This window comes from Mucilaginibacter mallensis, assembly GCF_900105165.1.
Lineage (GTDB): Bacteria > Bacteroidota > Bacteroidia > Sphingobacteriales > Sphingobacteriaceae > Mucilaginibacter > Mucilaginibacter mallensis.
Genome location: NZ_LT629740.1, coordinates 1,731,495 through 1,753,230, shown reverse-complemented (window position 1 = coordinate 1,753,230; position 21,736 = coordinate 1,731,495). Strand labels below are relative to the sequence as shown.

Genomic DNA, 21,736 nt, shown 5'->3' with positions numbered 1-21,736 from the left:
ATTTTTAATTTCCGTATCCTGGATTTTGTTTTAAGTTGCTATTCAACTGAAGATCAGATGCTGGCAATGGAAATATATTTAAGTGAGCATCAGTGCCTGTTCCAGCCATTACATTTCCCTTCCAATCCCACAGGTAAGAGCTTCCTGTAAATAATCCGAAACGGATCAGGTCAGTTCTTCTGAACATTTCCCAATACAGCTCACGGCCGCGCTCATCGATCATGAAACTTAAGGTAAGCTGTGCCGCAGTTATAGTACCCGCACCGGTATTACCATAGGCCCTTGTTCTTAAGGCATTTATATAAGTAAGCGCGGTACCTGCATCACCACCTGAGCCACCGCGTAATACAGCTTCAGCATAGTTTAAATAAACTTCGCCTAACCTGAATAGAGGGAAATCGGTATCAACGAAAGTGTTGTTTGAGCCCGGTACACCGGCAGAGGTTACATTTTTCCATTTTGCTGATAAATACCCCTCGCTAAATATAGTTGGATCAGCTATAGGGCCCAGTTTTTGGCCTGCGGTATAAAAAATCGCTCTTTTATCTGTATTTCCTGATGCATCAGGGAACACCTTAGTAACAAACGTATTGGTCATGCGGTTGCCTGCCCAGCCACCACTGGCTATACCAAACTCATTAGTAGCATCTTCAGAGCCACCTACACCGGCATGGATAATGAAGGTTACATCACCATAGCTTTCTGTACTAACACCATCTTCTGCAAGCGGCAGGATTATTTCATCACGATCAAGATTATTATCAGCCAAAAACAATTGCTGGTAATTAGAATGCAATGAATATTTACCTGATTGAATGATCTTATTGGCATAGGTAATACAATCGGTATAGCGTTGTGTACCTGTGTATACCTGCGCGTTCAAGTACATTCTGCTTAATAAAGCCCAATCAGCGGCCTGATCAATACGGGCATATTCGTTTGTGCCCGGAGCTGCAAGCATAGGCTGTATAGCTATTAATTCTGATTCAATATATTTAAACAGATCGCCTCTTGAGATTTGTTTTGGAAGAAATGTACCCGGAAGTTCAGCTTCAGTTGCGAAGGGCACGTTACCATACATATCCATGGCACACTCATAAAAATAGGCCCTTAAAAACCGGGCTTCTGCCAAATATTGTTGTACAGTGGCTACTGATAAGCCTGAAGGAAGCGATCCAAGCTTTGCACTTACATCTCTTACATATTCATTACAATAAGCAATGTTCACGAATATTCTTTCGTACATTAATTGCACATACAGGTTTTGGTCAGACCATAAGCCACCGTGGTACTCAACCAGGCCACCATCACCCCATGCATTAATACATTCGTCAGTAGTAACCTCTTCAGCAGCCCAAAACTCGCGCAGGAAACAAGCGGTACCCTGATCAGATGCCTGGATATCAGGTTGAGAAAAGTCTATTTTCTGGCCTGATACGGCCATTGATGCATATAGCTTTGCCAGGGCTTGCTTATAAGCCGCAGCGTTATTGAATACAGTAGCCGATGTAGTAACCAAAGGGTCAATTGGCGCAGTATTCAAATCCTTTGTACAGGATACGGTGAACATGACCATCATGGCCACCAGAATCGTAAATATTTTATATGATTTCATAATATTTTATCTTAAAAACTTGCGTTTACACCCAGTTGATAAATACGTGCCCTTGGGAAGAAGTTATTATCTAACCCACCTTGAATCTCAGGATCTAAACCCTTGTATGGGGTAATTGTAAATACATTCTGAACACCTGCACTAACCCTTAGCTTCAATTTATTTTTAATATAAGTTGGGAATGTATAGCCCAGGTTCATATTATCCATTTTGAAGAATGACGCATTTTGGATATAGTAATCAGACTGGTTGGTCGTTAAAGCAGTTGTAAATTGCGTTACGCTCGCATTGGTGGTTTGGTTTGATAAGTAACCAAGTGATGAATACAAGCCTCGGTAAGTGCTACCAGCAGCCACATTATTGTAATCATAGTTACCTAAGCTTACCCTGCCTGAAAAGCTAAAGTCGAAGCGTTTGTAAGCAAGATCGGAGTTTATACCCATTAATACGGTTGGGTTAGGGCTGTGATCTAAGTACAGATCAGAACTGTTGATCTGGCCGTCACCGTTGCGGTCAACATAACCATCTTCAATAGGCTTGCCGTTCTTGTCATAGATCTGCTGGTATACATAAAATGAGTTTATAGGGTAGCCTACTTCATTAGCCTGTATAGTGCCGGATGTTGTTCCGGATATACCTGAATTTGGATTTACCTGTACAAAGCCCGGGTTAGTTGAACCAACTAAATTCAAGATTTTGTTTTTGTTGAAGCTCACATTGTAGCCCATTTGCCAATGCCAGTCTTTCTGATCAATTATCACCGCGTTTAATGATAACTCCGCTCCTTTATTTTGCATACTACCAACGTTTTCAAGCAGTGTGGCCGCAAAATTTGTTAGCACCGGAACGTTTACTACGTTAAGTAAGTTCTTGGTTTTTTTGTAATAAGCATCAATACTACCTGTTAACCTGCCGTTTAGAAAACCAAAATCAAGGCCGATATTGCTTGTAGTTGTCGACTCCCATTTTATACCCGCATCATACGGACCCGGGCGCAGTGTATTGTAAAAGGTATTGCCAAACTGGTATCGTGAAGCATTATCGCTTATAGTATACTGTGGCAAATAAGGATAGTTATTGTTGTTAGTTAAATCCTGCTGACCTGTAGTACCATAACCCAAACGTAATTTCAGATCAGAGAACAATGTATTATCCTTCATGAAATCCTCGTCCTTAATTCTCCAGGCAAATGCTCCTGCAGGGAATACCCCCCAGCGGTTTGCAGGAGCGAATTTAGAGGTACCGTCATCCCTGATGGTGAAAGTAAGGATGTATTTACTATCGAAGGTATAATTCAACCTGCCAAAGAACGAAGCCAGATAGTACTCTGTTTTGTATGGCGATGATGGATTAAAAGTTGTTTCGTTATAATCAGACGACATGGTGTTGCCCTCTGTGTAAAAATGTGAGAAAGAGTAACCACCTGTTACATCGATAACACTTTTTATTGATTTAAGGTCTTTTTTATAGTTCAGATAGAACTCAGCCAGCTGGTTACGGTTAACGGTGTTGTAGCTTATCTTTTGACCACCTGAAGCAACCGGCAGGTAGATCCATTGTGTACTGTCGAGCACGTTGTTTTTACCGAATGCATCAGCATAATCATAACCCAAATTCACATTGGCGCGAAGACCGTCAATACCCGGAATTTTATAATCGGCCTGAATGTTACCAATACTTCTTCTGTTGGTTGAGGTATTATCGGTTTCATTTAAACGGGCAACAGGGTTGGCTGTTGCTAAGGTAACCGGAGCGCCGTTTATGTTGGTATTACCATTGGTTGTCCACGTAGTATAACCTCTCCAGCGGGTGTTACCATTGTAAACCGATTGTGTAGGATCATAATTAACTGCACTGCCAATAGCTGCCTGGTCGGCAAAGTTATTGGTATTGTATAAACCCTTTAAATTAATGTGGAGGTTTAAAGTATGGTTAAAAAAGCTGGGATCTAAACCTACAGCAACCGTAGTACGCTGAAAATTATAGGTTTTTAATACACCATCGGCATCATCATAACCAACTGATACGCGGTAAGGCATATTTTTGGTTGAACCAGAAATACTTAAGTTATGATCATCACCAAAAGCTTTTTGGTAGATCTGATTTTGCCAGTTAGTGTTGGCAGTGCCAAGCAATGCCTGGGCGGCCGCCTGGGCTCCAGGGGTTGAGAAAGTTGAGGGGGTGTTAATTAAATCACGAAACTGTGAAGCTGTATAAACAGGTACTTCTTTTGGTATTACCGATAATGAGAAAGTACCGTTATAATTAATTGAAAAATCTTTTGTACCACGTTTGGTAGTAATCAAAATTACACCGCTTGAACCTCTTGAACCATAAATTGCAGTTGCAGAGGCATCTTTTAGCACGGTAATGTTTTCAACATCATTAGGGTTAATACTGGTTAAGATATTAGCTGTACCGCCGGCAACTACGTTACTCAATGGCACACCGTCAATTACGATGAGCGGATCGCTGCTCGCGTTGATTGAAGTGGTACCCCTGATGCGGATGGTTGATGTGTTGCCTGGCGCACCGCTGTTTGATGTAATAACAACACCCGGCAGCTTGCCTGAAACAGCGTCCTGTATGGAGTTTACGGCTCCTTTATTAAAATCTTTAGCAGTAACCACATCAACAGAACCGGTTGCATCAGCTTTTTTAATGGTACCGTATCCAATTACGGCCACCTGGTTAAGCAATACTGATGATGATTTGAGTTGAAGGTTTACCACAAGTCCGTTAGCTGTTGTAATGGGCTTCTCCAATGATTCGTAACCCACATAGCGTACAACAAGTGTTTGCTGGCCGCCCGGGGCGTTTGTTAATTTGAAATAGCCATTTACATCAGTACCGGCACTAATACTTGTGCCCTTTATAATTACTGTTGCACCTGGCAGAGGCTGGTTATCCTCGTCAATAATCCGGCCTGTTATTGTGCTTGATTGAGCCATTACCCAATTGGACAAGCAAATAAAAAGTAACAGAAAACTGTACCTTAAAAAGTAAATCTTTTTCATTCATTTATTGGTTTAAAATTGGTTTAACTGGAATTGGTTCTTCTGGCGAATTCCGAATCAAAGAAAGGGGGATGAAAATTCAAAGACAACAGCGACAGGGCCCAATATAGAAAATATCAGATCTATACTTACACAAGAAACTGAATATGAATTAGTTAAAAGCAGGCAAACCCAGGCCAATATAGATTTAAATTTCTTGAAAAAGGCCGTTTATACAGCTTCTATCTGCATAATGTGCTGCTCAAAATCATCATTGGCGATGAAGGATCTGTTTTTTATGCGGTTTTTGTAGGAGTAAATGGTGTTAACGGAATAGCCAAGCAGTTTAGCTATACGGTCGTTATCATGAATGCCCATACGGATAAGGGCGAAGATCCGGTGCTCGGTGCTGAGCAATTGCCCTTCGGGGATATGTATCTCTTCCCCATCATTAAACAACGCATTAAACTTTTTAATAAAATCAGGGAATAAACGGAGGAAAACCTTATCAAACGTATAGAAAAGTTCGTGGCGTTCGTTCTCAAGGTTAAGGCTTTTAACAGCATGCTGCGCATCTTCATAACGCTTGCTGCTTAATTTTTTATCGATCGACTTTTGGAAACTTTCCAGCTTCTCAATATATATGGAGTTGATGTTAAAGTAATAGCCTATATATTCATTCTTTATTTTATTGGCCGTGCTTAAGTTCCTGTTCAGCTCTTCGAGCGCGAGGTTGTTTTCCTGTAAAGATGCATTGGCTTCTTTAATGAGATTGTCGGCTATCCGTAGTTTTTTTAGCTGGCGGAATATGATAACCGCGAAGATCACCACAAATAAAACCAGCAGCGTAATAATAAAGGAGTACATATAGAGCAGCTTTTTTTGATGCTCTATCTGATTTATCCATTGTGCTTCTATAATGGGCAATATGCTGCTGATCTTTACCTGGCGGTGTAGAGCGCCATAAAAGGTAGCATCGTCCATGGCCTGTTTAATATATACGTAGGCATTTTTTATATCGCCTTTTTTATACAGATAATCGGCGAGCTGGTAGCTGGCTACGGTTTCTTTAGTTGCCGATTGGATATCAGAGATGGATGCCTTTATCAGCAGTTCCAATGATTTTTCGTGATCACCTTTCACACTATATATAAAGCTCAGGCAACAGGCGTTAACAGCAAAATCATGCGGCGTAATTTCAGGCATTTGCAAAAGAGAGATATATACCTCCTTACCATCGTCATAATTACCGGTCCGCAGGTCCTTTAAACCTTTTAATTCCAAATAATTAAACGTACCCGGCTCGCATATTAACAATGCGGAATCGATACAGCCGATGCCTTTGGGGTTATATATGGCTGTATAATCCGGACTGCGGTTGTAATCCGAGAGATCAAAATAACTGCGGGCTTTTAAGAAATAGTAATCAACTTTATCTTTTACAGGCAAAGGCTTTAGGTTGATGCTGTTCAGCTGTTCCAGCGTTTCCTTAAACAGGCCCGATGATAACAAGGTAAAGGCCAGCTTCATTTTTGCCGAAGCGATCAATACCGGATCTTTTAATGCTGATGCGCCTTCCTGGAGCTTTTTGGCATAGGTATATGCCGAATCATAACTGAATGATTTATATTGTTCATACAGCAGATCACAGGCAGTGTATTTTTCCTTTTGAGTTTTAGCGGTGCTTAAAACTGCATTTAATTTAGTTATAGCCTGCTGTTTTCTGGCTACATATACATCCTTATTGGCTAACGCGGTATTTAATTCATTTAATAAACTATCAACAGTTGATTGAGCACTGCATTCAAAAGCAGTAAATACCAGCACGTTAATAACGAGTAACAGTCGTATAAATTTCTTCATATCTTCCTTTGAAAAGGAATGGGTTTACAAAGTATAAAAATAGGAATCTTTTTAATTTATAGGCTGTGCTATATAAATATCCCCTGGGCTCCTAAACCTGGCATCAAAGCGCTTTAATAATTGACTCATCGGTCTTTGCTTCGCTTGACCGCCCTCTCTACCACAAGCGGTAAAGAGGGTAACTCATTTCTTTATTGTCGATAAAATATCCCGTATTTGAATTTCGCAAACATTGGATTGATGTTTGCAAACAGCCTGTTATTAATGTGCCTACCTTTACATCAACAAAATAAAAAACAAACACCATGACAAATAACAATAAGATTGCACTTGTTACCGGCGGTAGCCGCGGATTGGGTAAAAACATGGCTTTAAGCCTTGCTGCAAAAGGCATTAACGTAATACTTACCTACAACAGTAAAAAAGATGAAGCCCTTGCCGTAGTAGCCGAAATTGAAAAAACCGGACAGAAAGCCGCAGCTTTACAACTGGATACAGCCAGCGTTAAAGGCTTTGATGCATTTTTTACCGCCGTAAGCGAAGTGCTGAAGAGTACTTTTAATACTGACCATTTCGACTTTTTGATCAACAACGCAGGTATTGGCATAACCGCCCCCTTTGCCGAAACGACAGAGGATGATTTTGATTTGCTGATGAACATACATTTTAAAGGTGTATTTTTCCTTACCCAAAAAGCATTACCATTAATAAATGATGGCGGTAGGATAATAAACCTGTCGACTGGTTTGGCCCGCTTTAGCATGCCGGGTTATAGCGCTTATGCTGCAATGAAAGGCGCTATAGAAACGTTAACAAAGTACCAGGCTAAAGAACTTGGCGCACGCGGCATAGCTGTAAACATTGTTGCACCGGGCGCTATTGAAACAGATTTTGGCGGTGGCGCTGTGCGCGATAACTCCCATATAAATGACCATATAGCAGGCATAACCGCATTGGGCCGCGTTGGTTTGCCTGATGATATTGGTGGTGTTGTAGCCTTTTTATGTACCGAAGACGCGAGATGGATTAATGCACAGCGTATTGAGGTTTCAGGCGGCATGAACCTGTAATATTTTCATTACATAAAACTCACCTTCTTTTCTGCATTTTTCAGGCAGAATAATAAAAAACGGCCCTGGTATATCAGCAGGGCCATTTTTTATTATTCCTGTTTTTTTAACAGTTTATAAAAGTTAAATGCATTTAGCAAAAATAAAATAACGTAAAACTCTGATTTTTTGATCATAACGAATTATTTCAGTTGTTTTTTATTATAAATCAGCTAAATTACGATCACCAAAACATTACCTGAATGTTAAAAACCTATACTGCATCACTTCTGTGTGTAATTGCCGTGCTTTTCGCTGAAAACGCCGCATTAGCACAAACAATTGCTGCCGATAGTTTAAATCGTAAACAAGCCTTGTACGCAAATATCACCGATAATTTTTACCGTACTATTGGGTCACAATCCATGCTGTATAATGGCAAGGCCTATGAATTTTATGATCCTGCGCTCAAAGGGAATGCCTATGTATTTGATAATGCATCGTTTAGCCCGGGTACAGTGGTGTATGATGGTGTTCTGTATAAGGACGTAAACATGCTTTATGACCTTTTTAAAGATGAATTAGTTATTAAGCTATATAACAGCGCATTAAAAATAACCTTACTAAAAGAAAGGGTAAGCAGCTTTGATATGCTTGACCATCACTTTGTTAATATTAAAACGGACTCTACAAGCACCAATTCAGTCAGATCCGGTTATTACGACCAGTTATATGGCGGTAAAATACAGGTTTTGGCCCGGAGGGAAAAAAGTATACAAACAGCCCAGGGCTTTGCAGGGTCGCTCGACTCTTATTTTTTATCCAGCCTGAATTATTACCTGTATAAAAACGGCAGATATTATAGTGTGAGCAGCGAGGGCTCATTTCTTGATGTATTAAAGGATAAAAAGAAAGAACTGCAACAGTTTATAAAAGCAAACAAGCTAAAGTTCAAGAAATACCAGCGCGAAGACGCGATGGCTAAGGTAGCAGCATATTATGACCAATTAACCGATTAATATGAAGAGAGCCTACTTATTTATCGTATTTCTGTTCATTGTAAAACTGCTTTCGGCACAAAACGCGCCTGAAAAAAACATCAGTGTAAACTTTCAGCAAACTAAAATAGAAGCTTTTGTTGATGAGCTTGAAGCAAAAAGCGGCTATCATTTTTATGTAGATACAGCACAGTTCGATAGCCTGAAAATAACCCTGCAGGTAAACGATAAACCGTTAGCAACCATACTGGGGATGGCTTTTAACAATACAGTTTATCATTACACCATTATCCCCGAAGCGGCACAGGTATTTTTAACAAAAGGCAAACAGATAAAAACCGGGCTGGCATCCGGCTATTTTAATAATACCAGGCCCGGGCATAACAATCAGGTACTACCTGGGGTTGCAGCAGCAACCGCTGTAACAGCTACTGAATTTAGCGGCGATAAAGAAGCACCGGCCACAGAAGCAACTATTGAGAACAAAACTTATGAAATTGGTTTAAAAACTAATAACATACAACCCGGTAATTCCATACTATCAGGTTATGTAAAGGATATTAAATCGGGCGAATCCGTTGTGGGGGCCAGCATTGTTGTTGCCGATACCAAAACCGGTGTGGTAACCGACCAGTTTGGCTATTATACCATTACACTGCCGCGTGGCAGGCAAACGCTTATTATACATGGCATTGGCATGCGCGATACAAAGCGGCAGATTATTTTATACAGCGAAGGCCGTTTAAATATTGAGATGCAGGAACAGGTATTCGCCTTAAAGGAAGTAAAAATATCTGCCGATAAAGTTGCCAATGTGCGGAGCACAGAGATGGGCACTAACAAGCTGGATATAAAGAGTATTAAACAGGTGCCGGCAGTATTTGGCGAGGCCGATATATTGCGGGTTGTTTTAACCTTACCGGGTGTGCAGTCTGTTGGTGAAGCAACAACCGGGTTTAATGTGCGTGGCGGATCTGCCGATCAGAACCTGATATTACTGAATGATGCTACCATTTATAACCCTTCGCATTTCTTCGGGTTCTTCTCTGCATTTGACCCTGATATTGTAAAAGATGTTGAATTATACAAAAGTAGTATCCCCGAAAAATATGGAGGCCGTTTAGCATCGGTACTTGATGTAACTGACCGTGAGGGAAACAAAAAACTCTTCACCGGAACTGCAGGCATTGGTCTTTTAACCAGCCGCATAAATATTGAAGGGCCAATAATAAAGGATAAAACATCATTTATTTTAGGCGCGCGTACCTCCTACTCTGATTGGCTACTCAGTATGCTACCCGAAGAGTATAAACACAGTGAGGCATCATTTTATGATGTTAACCTGGGCATAAGTCATCAGATAAATGATAAGAACAATATTTATGTGAACGGTTACTTAAGTCATGACCAGTTTAAGCTGAATAGCGATACTGCTTACAGTTATGGTAATAAAAATGCAAACATCAAATGGAAACACAATTTTAACGACAAGCTTTTCAGTGTGTTCCTTGTGGGTTATGACCGTTACCAGTACTCAGTATCAAGCGATGCAAACCCTGTAAATGGATATAACCTGAATTATAACATCAACCAATCAAACCTTAAGGCCGATTTCACCTATTATGTAACACGCAAAAATACCATCGATTTTGGGCTGAGCTCGATACATTATAAGCTGCATTCAGGAGATGAAGAACCGTACAATAACAAATCATTAGTTGTACCCGATGTTGTACCTGCTGAACAGGCCCTGGAAAGCGCTCTATATTTTGGTGATAAATATGATATAACACCAAACTTCACCGTAAATCTGGGTGTACGGTATTCCATATATAATTACCTGGGCGCCCAAACGGTTGATTATTACGCGCCAAACCTGCCTAAGCAAAGCTCAAATGTGCTGGATAGTGTTACCTATGGCAAAAACAAGATAATTAAAACCTATAGCAGGCCCGAGATAAGGGCATCGGCAAGGTATAACCTTAATGATAATACGTCGCTTAAGGCCAGTTACAATACGTTAACGCAATATATCCACCTGCTATCAAACACTACGGCTATATCCCCTACCGATGTTTATAAGCTGAGCGACCCTAATATCAAGCCCCAAACCGGCGACCAGGTATCCTTAGGTGTCTATAAAAACATGCAATCGAACACTATTGAAACTTCGGTTGAAGTGTACTATAAACGGATAAGGAATTACCTGGATTATAAGAGCGGCGCTAGCCTATTATTGAACGATCATATTGAACAGGATGTGATAAACACACAGGGCAAAGCATATGGCGTGGAATTTTTGGTTAAAAAAACCGAGGGTAAGCTAAACGGATGGGTAAGTTATACCTACTCACGCACTTTTTTAAGGCAGGACGACCCTTACGCAGGCGAATTGATCAACAATGGCAATTACTATCCGGCAAATTACGATAAGCCGAATGATTTTAATTTTACAGGCAATTACCGCTTTACCCACAGGTACAGCGTATCATTAAACGTGGTATACAGCACCGGCCGCCCTATTACATTGCCGGTAGCTAAATATTATTATGATAATGCCGAGCGTGTATATTACTCCGACAGGAATGCTTACCGTATACCAGATTATTTCCGGTCGGATTTTTCGGTGAATATTGAGGGGAACCATAAAGTTCACCAGCGTTTTCATAACTCGTGGACGTTTGGCGTTTATAACTTAACCGGCCGTGCCAATGCTTACTCTACCTATTTTACAGAACAAGGCGGTTCAATAAATGGTTACCAGCTATCAATTTTTGCTAAACCAATACCTTTTATTAACTATAATATACGCTTTTAGGCAATGAAAAAGAACGGGAAATATATTATTTGGTGTGGTATAATAGCCATATGGGCATTGGGGTGCAAAAAACCATATACCCCTAACGTTATCAGCAGTAATAATAATTATTTGGTTGTTGAAGGGGTTATAAATACCGGTAGCGATTCAACGGTCATCAGGCTGAGCCGCACGGTTAATCTTTCATCTGGCGTAACCATAAATCCGGAGTTAAATGCAACTGTGGCTATACAAAGCGATCAAAATCAAACCTACAATTTACACAGCATTGGCAACGGGCAGTATGCAAGCGCGCCGCTAACTTTAGATAATACCCACAAATACAGGCTAAGTATTGGCACGTCAGATGGTAAAGCGTTTCTATCAGACTATGTGCCGGCCATCGCGACCCCTCCTATTGACAGCATTGGTTTTACCATACTGAATAATGGCATACAAATATATATAAATACGCACGACCCAAAAAACAATACACATTATTACCGCTGGGATTATAATGAAACATGGATCTTCCATGCAAAATATGATTCGGAATGGATATCAAATGATAGTACGGATGTGGTTCCGCGTACACCAGACAAGAAAATTTACCAGTGCTGGGGCAGCAGTATATCAACAGTTATAACTTTAGGATCATCGGCTAAGCTTTCAAAGGATGTGATCTATCAAAACCCTATTATTTTTATACCAGCAACATCAGAAAAAATAGAATCGAGATACAGCATACTGCTTAAACAATATGCCATGACCAGCGATGGGTATAATTATTACACCATACTGAAAAAAAATACGGAACAATTGGGTAGTATTTTTGATGCCCAGCCCTCGCAGCTTACCGGGAACATTCATTGCACAACCGATGCTACATTACCGGTGATTGGGTATATTTCAGCAGGAACAGTTCAGCAAAAAAGAGTATATATAAACAATTCGCAGCTCCCTACCTGGCCACCCACCTACCCTTATAGTTGCGGACTGGATACTGCCTTGTATCTGAGTAAGGGGTCAGATCCCGTAAATCAGGTTTTACAGAATTTGGTGCCGTACCCCACTACTAATATAGCTGTATATGCGGTATTCGGATTGGGCCCAAACCCTATTGGTTATACTTACTCCGATGCTGCCTGTGCTGATTGCAGTATACGCGGGTCTTTAACTAAACCAAGTTTCTGGCAATAATAAACAAGATAATATCGTGCAAAAATATGATCGCAATTATTGAGTTGAACAAACGATGAGAAAACATATAAGAAATATCATTTGCTTATTTTCATTACTGTTATTATCCATAACGGCAGGCTATTCCCAGGCCCCTGCCGCATTGCCCGATGTGCAAAATAATTTCAATCAATATAACTCCAATACCCTACAGGAAAAGCTGTATGTGCATACCGATAAAAACGCCTACACTGCCGGTGAGCTGATATGGTTTAAACTATATTATGTTGATGGCATAAACCACAAGCCTGTAGATTTAAGTAAGGTAGCGTATGTTGAAGTTTTAGACAACAACCAAAACGCGGTTATGCAGGCAAAAATAGCCCTGGATAATGGCGCAGGCAGCGGCTCGCTTTTTATACCTGTAACACTGGCAACAGGTAATTTTACACTAAGGGCTTATACCAACTGGATGAAAAATTTTAGCCCGGATTATTACTTTTATAAAAGGCTGCTCATTATAAATCCACTAAAATCCCCTGATGTTGAAGCTAAAGCTACTCCCGACTATGATGCACAATTCTTCCCCGAAGGCGGTAATCTGCTTAACGGTATTGCCAGTGTAGTAGGTTTTAAGGTAAGCGACCAATGGGGCAAAGGCGTAAATTTTACCGGCGCCATACTTGATAAAAACAATGATACTGTAGTCCGCTTTACGCCATACAAGTTTGGCATGGGTCATTTTACCTTAAAGCCTGATAACCACACCACCTACCATGCCATTATAAAAATAGCAGGCAAAACCATTCAAAAAGACCTGCCGGCTATAAATGAGAATGGCTATGTAATGAGCGTAAAGGATAATGGTAGCGGATCGTTAGCGGTTGCTGTTAATACAACCCTAACCACCCCAACTGTTTACCTTTTTGCGCATACCCGTGGCTCGGTTAAGGTGATTGAGTCTGCAACGGTTAGTAATGGCAGTGCTGCATTTAATGTCGATAAAAGTAAATTGGGTGATGGCATATCACAGCTAACCGTTTTTAATAATGAACGGCAGCCGGTATGTGAAAGGTTATACTTTAAACGCCCGGCTAAAAAGCTAATGATTAGCGCCGCAGCCGATCAGCAGGAATACAATACACGAAAAAAGGTAAATATTGCCATTGACGCTAAGAATGGCAACAGTAACCCGGTAGTTGCCGGCCTGTCGTTAGCTGTTTACCGGCTTGATTCATTACAACATCCCGATCAGGAAAACATACAGAATTATTTATGGTTGAGCTCCGATCTGAAAGGAAATATAGAATCGCCGGATTATTATTTTAAGAGTGCTGAAACAGATGAGGCAATTGATAACCTGATGCTTACACAGGGCTGGAGAAGATTTGACTGGAAAGACATTTTAAATAGCAAACAACCTGAATTCAGCTTTCTGCCTGAATTTAACGGACCAATTATCCTGGCGAAAATAACCAGCACGCTAACTAATACTCCCGCAAAAAGCATCATGACCTACCTGGCTATTCCGGGTAAAAAGGTGCAAATGTATACCTCCTACAGTGATTCGCTTGGGCATTTGCTATTCAACATGAAGAATTTCTATGGCCCGGGCGAAATAGTGGTTCAAACCAATACGCGGGTTGATACCAATTACCGTATTGACATAGCCAATCCGTTTTCGGAACAATATGCTAAAACAGCGTTACCGCATCTAAACATCAGCGCCGGTATGCAAACTGCTATTGAAGATCAAAGCCTGGGCATGCAGGTGCAAAACATTTATAGCAGCACCAAATTAAGGCAATTTTATGACCCGCATATTGATAGCAGCGCGTTTTTCGGCATACCTTACAAAACCTATCTTTTAGATAACTATACCCGCTTTACAACAATGGAAGAGGTAATGCGCGAGTATGTAAGCGAAGGGAATATAATCCACCCTAAAAATCATTTCCACATAAAGGTTCTAAATGCTAATAACCCCTCTTATTTAAGTGATACCGACCCAATGATACTGATAGATGGGATACCATTTTTTGATGTCGATAAGTTATTCGCAGCCGATCCGCTTAAAATACGCAAGCTGGAAGATATGCCATTTACTTATTATTGGGGGCCATCAGTTGAGGAAGGGATATTTAGTTTTACAACCTATAAAGGCGACCTTGGCGGTGTAGAGATTGACCCGCACGCGGTGGTGCTTGATTATGAAGGCCTTGAACTACAGCGTGAGTTTTACGCACCGGCATATGATACCGAAAAAGCTTATGCCAGCCGCATACCCGATTTCAGGAATGTACTTTACTGGGCACCTTATATAACCACGGGCTTGAAAGGTAAAAACAGCCTCAGTTTTTATACCTCTGATAAAACAGGTCAGTATATCGGCGTAATACAGGGTTTAACAGCCAATGGTGAGGCAGGTAGCAGCATCTTTACATTTAGCGTTGTAAAATAGCAACTGTATACTTTATCTTTGCCTATCAACCTGATTTTTTGTTATTTGCCCAGGCTATAATACGAACCAGCAATTTTTTACGTTGTAAGTAATGATTAACCTGGCTGTAAGTATAGCTAAGGAGCATCCAATTTAAATTAAATACTATGCAAAATAATTTACAAAATTCAAAAAGGTGGTATGTTACTTTAGGGCTGGTGATGATATTGGCTGTAACATTTTCATCATGTACAAAAACTCCAAATAATAGCCAAACAAATACCCCCGTGGCTGTATTGGCGGTTATTGACGCATCGCCGGATGCACCCTTGCTTGATTTTTATGAAAACAGCACCGTGCTGAACACAACCGCCATTAATTATGGCAGTGGACTAGCCTATTTTAATTCATATGCTGGCAACGTAGCTTTTAGTTTCAATTCAAACGGTACAAGTACCAAACTTGCTACTGATAATGTAACCTTAACTGCAAACCATTATTATACATTGTTACTTGCCAATTCTATAAAAACGCCTGATTTTATTTTACTGGCTGATACCTTAAATCCACCCGGATCAAATAACTCATCTATCCGTTTTGTAAATGCAAGCGCAAATGCGCCAGCGGTTGATGTGGTTGTTAAAAAAGGAACGGTACTGATAAGCAATGTAAGTTACAAAGGCTATACAAAATTCGTTCCTGCCCCGGTTATGACAAATGATACTTTACAGGTGCTCCAGGCAGGTACAAGTACTGTGCTGGCTACCCTGCCTAATATTACGCTTGCAGCAGATGCTGCTTATACCATCTGGCTTTATGGTGTTCCAGGTGCGACCGGCACTACCCCGCTTAGCGTTGGTGCTATGCAAAATGCTGCTTTCTAAATTAAGCTGATACTCAAAAAAGAATTGATAGCCTGCTATTTACGGAACTAATAGTTTGGTAAATGCCAGGCTATCACCTTTAAATGCGTCAAAATCAACAGCGTGGTAAATGCCGTTGATGCTGGCTTTATCGGAGTGTTGCCAAAACAGCCAGTTAGCCGGGCCTACGGTAAGGTCCTGCTGGTTATAATGGGCTATCCACAAGTGATAATTATCAAAATATCCCGCCATATAATCAGCATAAAAACTTAAGGTGGTATATATGAGTGGTTTTACCTTTGCATGTACCTCAACATAAGTTAAAAACGCCTGCAGCTCCTTTCGCATGGCTTCGGGCTTAACGCCGTCAAGGGTTTCAATATCAACAACAGGTGGCAGATCGCCGGCCTCAAGGGTAAAATTTTGCAGAAAGAAACGCGCCTGCCATAATCCGTTTTTGTTTGAGCGAAAAAAATGATACGGGCCACAAGTAATCCCAGCTTTTGGCGCTTCGCGCCAGTTACGCTTAAAATAGGGATCAACCTTGAGTAAACCCTCGCTTGCTTTAATAAACGCGAAGCTTACGTGTACGCTATCCTCTTCCATGGCCTTAACCTTTGGCCAGTTTATCTTTCCCTGTGCGTAGGAGACATCAATGCCATGCACCTGGTACTTATTAGGGATTCGGATATTAAAGCTCTTATAAACACGGTAATACGGATTCTCGCCGGTATCCATGAACCATTGCCAGGTTGATGAGAACATTTTGAGCACATACCCATAATAAAACGGCGATAACAGGATGATTAACAGGCCTGCTATTGCAATTTTCCATGTTGTATTAGAATTACCGGCCTTCTTTTTGGCAGCAGGTTTCCTTGTAACAGTTTTTTTCGGAACAGATCTTCCTGTAATCAGTTTTTCAGCAACAGGCTTTTTTGATACAGGTTTTTTAGGGGTCGCCACGCAGCAAAGGTAATGAAAGTTCTATTTGGGTTAGGGTTTCAGATTAATTTTAGCGCAAATACTCCTCCCTGCCATTGCACAGGATACCACACTCCCCTTTTAGCGCAAGTCTTGTGTTGGGGAACAAACGCTGGCTGACTTGTGCTTTCTGGCATATTGGAAAGCACAAGTCAGCCACTTCATAGCCGATTGCACAAGACTTGCGCTAAAAATGGGTGGCGCGAAAGAGAAATCTTCTGCACCTTGCATAACCGCTTTGCAAACCGAAGAAGATTTCTCTCTATCGTTCGAAATGACAGCGCTTTTTATATGATTTAACTATAAAAGATGTGTACTCACAGTAGCCCCATGGGGAGGGAATTTAAGAAGAAATTCTTTGTAATGCTTTTACTCCAATACCTGGTAAATGGTAACCGGCTTGGATTTGTTTTTCAGGGTAACCTCACCAATTTTTTCACAGCTGAATGATTCTTTGGCTTTGTGATAGGTTTCCTCTGTGATAATGATCTGCCCGGCTTTTGCAACTGATTGCAGGCGCTGGGCCAGGTTAACGGCATCACCTATTACCGTATAATCCAAACGTTTTAAGGAGGCGGAACCGATATTACCTGATACCATCTCACCCGAGTTTATACCTACGGATACTTCTGGTTTATAAGTTTTGTCGCCCGCTTTTATTTCATCAATATTTTTTAACTGCTCCCGTACAGCCAGAGCTGCGTCAATAGCCCTGTCGAGGTGAAAATCACCCCTAAAAACGGCCATTACCGCATCGCCCATAAACTTATCCACATGACCGCCCTGGGTAATTATCTCTTTAACTATTTTATCAAACAAACCATTAAGTAAGGTTACTACGGCATTTGCGGCAACCTGCTCAGTAATAGCAGTAAAGCCGCAGATATCAATAAACATTACGGTGGCTTCAACTACCTCATTATTCAGCAGGCTGGTTTCAAACTCACGGTGGGTCATAAAGTTGAGCACATTTTCATCTACATACATTTTTAGTATGTTGTTCTCCTTAATGGCCTTTATAGTTTCCTGTAATTGTTTTACATGCAGTATAGTTTTCTCCATAGTGAGGTCAAGATCTTCAAAATCAACAGGTTTTACTACAAAATCAAATGCCCCCCTGTTCATGGCTGTGCGGATGTTTTGCATATCACCATAGGCCGATACTACCACAGCTTTAATCATGGGGTTAGCTTCGGGCAAACGGCTTAACAGCGTAAGGCCATCCATAACCGGCATATTTATATCGCTCAGTATAATATCCAGGTCGGGGTGTTCCTTTACTTTTACCAGTGCTTCCTCGCCGTTTTGGGCGAAAACAAATTCATATATATTTTCCCTGATCTTGCGGCGGAACTTTTGTTTTACTAATAATTCAAGATCAGCTTCATCATCAACTACCAATATCTTGGCCATTATCGGTAAGGGTTTTAAGTTTTTCTTTTAAAAGATTAAAATCAAGCGGCTTGGTTAAAAAATCATTGGCACCATTTTGCATAGCCTGCCTGTGATTCTCCTCATCGCCGTAAGCGGTTATCATCATTACAACCGGCGGTGGCGGCGAATTATAGTCATGGCGTATCCTTGTCAGCAGATCAATACCGCTCATGCCGGGCATATTTATATCCGACAGGATGAGCACTACTTCGGAATGCTTTTCCCGCAGGTAATCCAAAGCGGCCTCGCCTGAGAGCGCAAAATCAAATTCGAGCTCGTGGTTCCGTATCTCCTTGCGGAAACGTTGTAAAAAAAGTGGCTGAACATCGGCCTCATCATCTACTACTAATATCTTCATATGAATGGCTAATATAACTAATTAAACCTATACAGGAATTGAAATTGTGAACAACGTATAGTCATTTTCATTAGCGTTCACATCAATACAGAAGAGTTACAGCGAGCTGAAACAAACACTTTCAGCTAATTGGCAAGATAACTATGAACTTTGTATACTCTCCCTCTTTGGAGTCGATATCAATTTTACCGCCATGCCCTTTTGCCACAATATCATAACTGAGCGACAGGCCTAACCCTGTTCCCTCGCCGGTAGGCTTGGTGGTAAAGAATGGCTGCAGAATTTTATCTTTAACCGCATCAGGAATACCTATACCGTTATCTTCAACCTTTATTTGCAGTGATTTATTCACGACTGCCGTACTCACCTTTACTATAGGCTTGTAATCACTCGTGGCTGTTTTTTGCTTTTGCTGCACCGCATAAAAGGCATTATTATACAGGTTGAGCAATACACGGCCCAGATCCTGCTGTAACACATTTACCTTAGGCAGAGTGGCATCAAAATCTGTTACCAGCTCGGCATTAAATGATTTATCCTTTGCCCTTAGGCCGTGGTACGACAGGCGGAAATACTCATCGGCCAGCGCATTAATGTCTGTAGGCTCCTTTTGCCCTGTACTGGCGCGGCTATGCTGTAGCATGCTCTTCACAATATTATCGGCACGCTGCCCGTGATGGCGTATCTTCTCCAGGTTTTGTTTAATGTCATTGGCAATGGCAATAACTTCTTCCATATTGCCATCATTTAGCTCCTGCTCCATTTCATCAAGCAGTTCAACACTTACCTCTGAGAAATTATTTACAAAGTTTAGCGGGTTTTGTATTTCATGGGCTATGCCGGCAGTAAGCTCACCCAATGAGGCTAATTTTTCGGACTGGATCAGTTGCTCCTGTGTAGTTTGCAGCAGGCTAACCGTTTTCTCCAATTCATTTTTTTGATTGGTGAGCTCCTGGGTACGCTGAGCTACCAGCATATCCAGTTCAGCGTTGCGGGCGCCTACTATTCTTATTTCTTCCTGTTGCTTTTTAGATGTTGCCCATCTGCCAAAGATCCATATAAAAGCAGCTACGGTGGCAACTACAAAGTATTCGTCATGTTTCTCATAAAAATCCTCTGCAATCAGTTCAGTTAGTCCAGTTATAAAACCTACCGCAATTAAGGGGTAATGTGCAAACGAATACGACTTAAAATGCTTAAAATCAGCCTCTCTATCAATGAATAAAACTATACCCAATAATACGCCGCTCCCTAATATGTCTTTAGCCCAATCCCAATCGCCCACATAAACAGAACACATTATACCAACAATGAGCACTCCCCATTGCCCGTAGGAAATCATGGTCTTCCATTTAAGAGCCAGAGGTGTGTATTTAAGCGATTTACCTAAACGGTTGACGAGTAAAAAAGCGGCGAGGTAGTAAAAGAATTGCATGCCTTAATATTTTTAGCTAATATAATGTATTTGTAATGATCCTGCTATTTGGCTTAAACAGGGATAGTAAGCAACAGTGACTTTTCATGAAGGATGTTCTGTTTGCAATATTTGTTTAAGTAACCAATTTTAACATTAATAAACAAATCTGTGGTGCTGCAAAGCACTGTAAAACAAAACGTACCTTAAAATTTCCAAAAAACAGCCACTTGCGCCACGCATCAGTATAAAACATTTAATATATTAGCGAAAAATAGTGTTGCCCGCATCTGGCCTGCACCTATTTAAAACATCTAACGATCCTTTATCCTACAAATGAAAAGGTTACAACTGCCGCATTGGCTAACCGATACCATTTATACCATTACAGGTATCCTGTTCAGCGGGTTTGCCCTAAAGAGCTTTTTAGTGCCTAACAACTTTTTTGATGGCGGTGTTACCGGTATATCTCTGCTGGTACACGAATTGTACCACATAAATATTGCTTATGTAATTATTATAGCCAATATCCCATTTATTGTGATGGGGGCTTTTCAGATCAATAAAACCTTTGCCTTTAAAACCGTTGCGGCGGTTATTGGATTGGGCTTATGCCTGCTTTATATGCCTTATCCCGCAATGACATCGGATAAACTGTTGGTATCCATCTTCGGCGGGGTGTTTATGGGTATAGGCGTTGGGCTGGCCATAAGGGGTGGCTGCGCACTTGATGGTATTGAGGTTTTGGCCCTGTACACAGGTAAACGCATCAGCTTTACTATAAGTGAGATTATATTAGGCATAAACATTATCATATTTTTAATAGCTGCTATAAAACTTGGTCTGCCTACAGCATTATACTCTATACTTACTTATTACACAGCATCGCGCACCATAAACTTTGTAATAGAGGGCTTGGAGGAATATACCGGTGTAACGATTATATCGGGCGAGAATGCTGCTATAAAGGAGCAACTCGTACTTACCATGGGCAAAGGCATAACTGTTTACAAAGGCGAGCGCGGCTTTTTAAAGGATAGCTTTGATGTTAGTCAGCCTGTAGATATTATTTTTACTGTAGTAACCCGTTTAGAGGTTAGGCGCCTGCGCAACCTGGTGCATGACATTGACCCTAAGGCCTTTGTTTTCACAAGTACCATTAAAGAGGCCGCAGGCGGCGTGTTGAAGAAAAGAGCAAGACATTAATAAAAATTATGATAAGGATAGGTCGGCCAAATTCAGACGATGCTCCCGCCTGGTATGGCTATTTCTTTGATCTGGCACCCGGCGATGACCTGTTGGAAGCCCTGGAAAACAGCAAACAATATACCTTGGAATTGATAAGCACTATACCTGCTGAAAAGGAGGATTTTGCCTATGCTGAAGGTAAGTGGACTATAAAACAGGCTTTTATCCATTTGGCTGATGAGGAACGCTATTATGCTTACAAAGCTTTTTGCTATTCGCGGCAAACCAATGTTCATCTGGAAATACCCATGGGAGAAAACTATGCCAAAGATTTTAATGTAAGCAAGCGCTCTTTTACGAATATAACCGATGATTATTTAGCCGTAAGGAACGCCACAATAACTCTTTTTAAAGGCATGAGCAATGAAATGCTGGATTTTAAGAATTTCCCGGTCACGCCCACCTATACCGCGCGAAGTTTGGGCTGGTTTACAGTTGGGCATAACCTGCATCATTGCAAGTTGATAAAGGAAAAATATCTTGGACAATAAGCGACCA

At 41.0% G+C, this 21,736-nt stretch carries 15 protein-coding genes; 8 read left to right on the top strand and 7 right to left on the bottom strand.

What is annotated here, in order from left to right; all coding sequences use genetic code 11:
- Nucleotides 1–4: 4 nt before the first annotated feature.
- The 3 genes from BLU33_RS07125 to BLU33_RS07115 form a co-directional block, all read right to left on the bottom strand.
- On the bottom strand, nt 5–1,615 hold the full coding sequence (locus BLU33_RS07125; protein WP_091370732.1) for a RagB/SusD family nutrient uptake outer membrane protein: 1,611 nt from the start codon (nt 1,613–1,615) through the stop codon (nt 5–7).
- An 11-nt stretch (nt 1,616–1,626) separates the two neighbouring features.
- Entirely contained in the window at nt 1,627–4,632 is a 3,006-nt protein-coding gene (locus BLU33_RS07120) for a SusC/RagA family TonB-linked outer membrane protein (RefSeq protein ID WP_091370729.1), read from the bottom strand.
- Nucleotides 4,633–4,842: 210 nt separating this feature from the next.
- On the bottom strand, nt 4,843–6,474 hold the full coding sequence (locus BLU33_RS07115; protein ID WP_091370727.1) for a DUF6377 domain-containing protein: 1,632 nt from the start codon (nt 6,472–6,474) through the stop codon (nt 4,843–4,845).
- 305 nt (nt 6,475–6,779) lie between these two features.
- On the opposite strand from BLU33_RS07115, the gene BLU33_RS07110 reads away from it, so the two are divergent.
- The 6 genes from BLU33_RS07110 (at nt 6,780) to BLU33_RS07085 (ending at nt 15,821) form a co-directional block, all read left to right on the top strand.
- A complete protein-coding gene (locus BLU33_RS07110) occupies nt 6,780–7,544 on the top strand; it encodes an SDR family oxidoreductase (protein ID WP_091370725.1) in 765 nt (254 codons plus the stop codon).
- Nucleotides 7,545–7,786: 242 nt separating this feature from the next.
- Nucleotides 7,787–8,542 carry a hypothetical protein gene (locus tag BLU33_RS07105; protein WP_091370722.1) on the top strand — a complete coding sequence of 252 codons (756 nt, stop codon included), beginning with the start codon at nt 7,787–7,789 and terminating at the stop codon, nt 8,540–8,542.
- Between the two features lies 1 nt (nt 8,543).
- A complete protein-coding gene (locus BLU33_RS07100; protein ID WP_091370720.1) occupies nt 8,544–11,339 on the top strand; it encodes a TonB-dependent receptor in 2,796 nt (931 codons plus the stop codon).
- A 3-nt stretch (nt 11,340–11,342) separates the two neighbouring features.
- Nucleotides 11,343–12,518 (top strand): DUF4249 domain-containing protein, encoded by a 1,176-nt coding sequence (locus BLU33_RS07095; protein WP_091370718.1) that lies wholly within the window; start codon nt 11,343–11,345, stop codon nt 12,516–12,518.
- A gap of 55 nt (nt 12,519–12,573) precedes the next feature.
- Nucleotides 12,574–14,958 carry a hypothetical protein gene (locus BLU33_RS07090; RefSeq protein WP_091370716.1) on the top strand — a complete coding sequence of 795 codons (2,385 nt, stop codon included), beginning with the start codon at nt 12,574–12,576 and terminating at the stop codon, nt 14,956–14,958.
- A 146-nt stretch (nt 14,959–15,104) separates the two neighbouring features.
- Nucleotides 15,105–15,821 (top strand): DUF4397 domain-containing protein, encoded by a 717-nt coding sequence (locus BLU33_RS07085; protein ID WP_091370714.1) that lies wholly within the window; start codon nt 15,105–15,107, stop codon nt 15,819–15,821.
- Between the two features lie 39 nt (nt 15,822–15,860).
- Here BLU33_RS07085 and BLU33_RS07080 read toward each other — a convergent pair whose 3' ends face one another.
- The 4 genes from BLU33_RS07080 to BLU33_RS07065 all read right to left on the bottom strand — a co-directional run bounded on the left by BLU33_RS07080 (nt 15,861) and on the right by BLU33_RS07065 (nt 20,011).
- A complete protein-coding gene (locus tag BLU33_RS07080; RefSeq protein ID WP_232009410.1) occupies nt 15,861–16,766 on the bottom strand; it encodes a GH25 family lysozyme in 906 nt (301 codons plus the stop codon).
- 387 nt (nt 16,767–17,153) lie between these two features.
- Nucleotides 17,154–18,197 (bottom strand): adenylate/guanylate cyclase domain-containing protein, encoded by a 1,044-nt coding sequence (locus tag BLU33_RS07075; protein ID WP_197684576.1) that lies wholly within the window; start codon nt 18,195–18,197, stop codon nt 17,154–17,156.
- The gene (locus BLU33_RS07070) at nt 18,175–18,576 is read right to left on the bottom strand and encodes a response regulator (protein WP_091370710.1); all 402 of its coding nucleotides are present in this window, start codon (nt 18,574–18,576) and stop codon (nt 18,175–18,177) included. The genes BLU33_RS07075 and BLU33_RS07070 overlap by 23 nt, the downstream gene beginning before the upstream one ends.
- 121 nt (nt 18,577–18,697) lie before the next feature.
- The gene (locus BLU33_RS07065; RefSeq protein ID WP_091370708.1) at nt 18,698–20,011 is read right to left on the bottom strand and encodes a sensor histidine kinase; all 1,314 of its coding nucleotides are present in this window, start codon (nt 20,009–20,011) and stop codon (nt 18,698–18,700) included.
- Between the two features lie 315 nt (nt 20,012–20,326).
- On the opposite strand from BLU33_RS07065, the gene BLU33_RS07060 reads away from it, so the two are divergent.
- Nucleotides 20,327–21,196, top strand: a complete 870-nt coding sequence (locus BLU33_RS07060) for a YitT family protein (RefSeq protein WP_091370706.1) — start codon at nt 20,327–20,329, stop codon at nt 21,194–21,196.
- Between the two features lie 8 nt (nt 21,197–21,204).
- The gene (locus tag BLU33_RS07055) at nt 21,205–21,729 is read left to right on the top strand and encodes a DinB family protein (RefSeq protein WP_091370704.1); all 525 of its coding nucleotides are present in this window, start codon (nt 21,205–21,207) and stop codon (nt 21,727–21,729) included.
- The last annotated feature ends 7 nt before the right edge of the window (nt 21,730–21,736 follow it).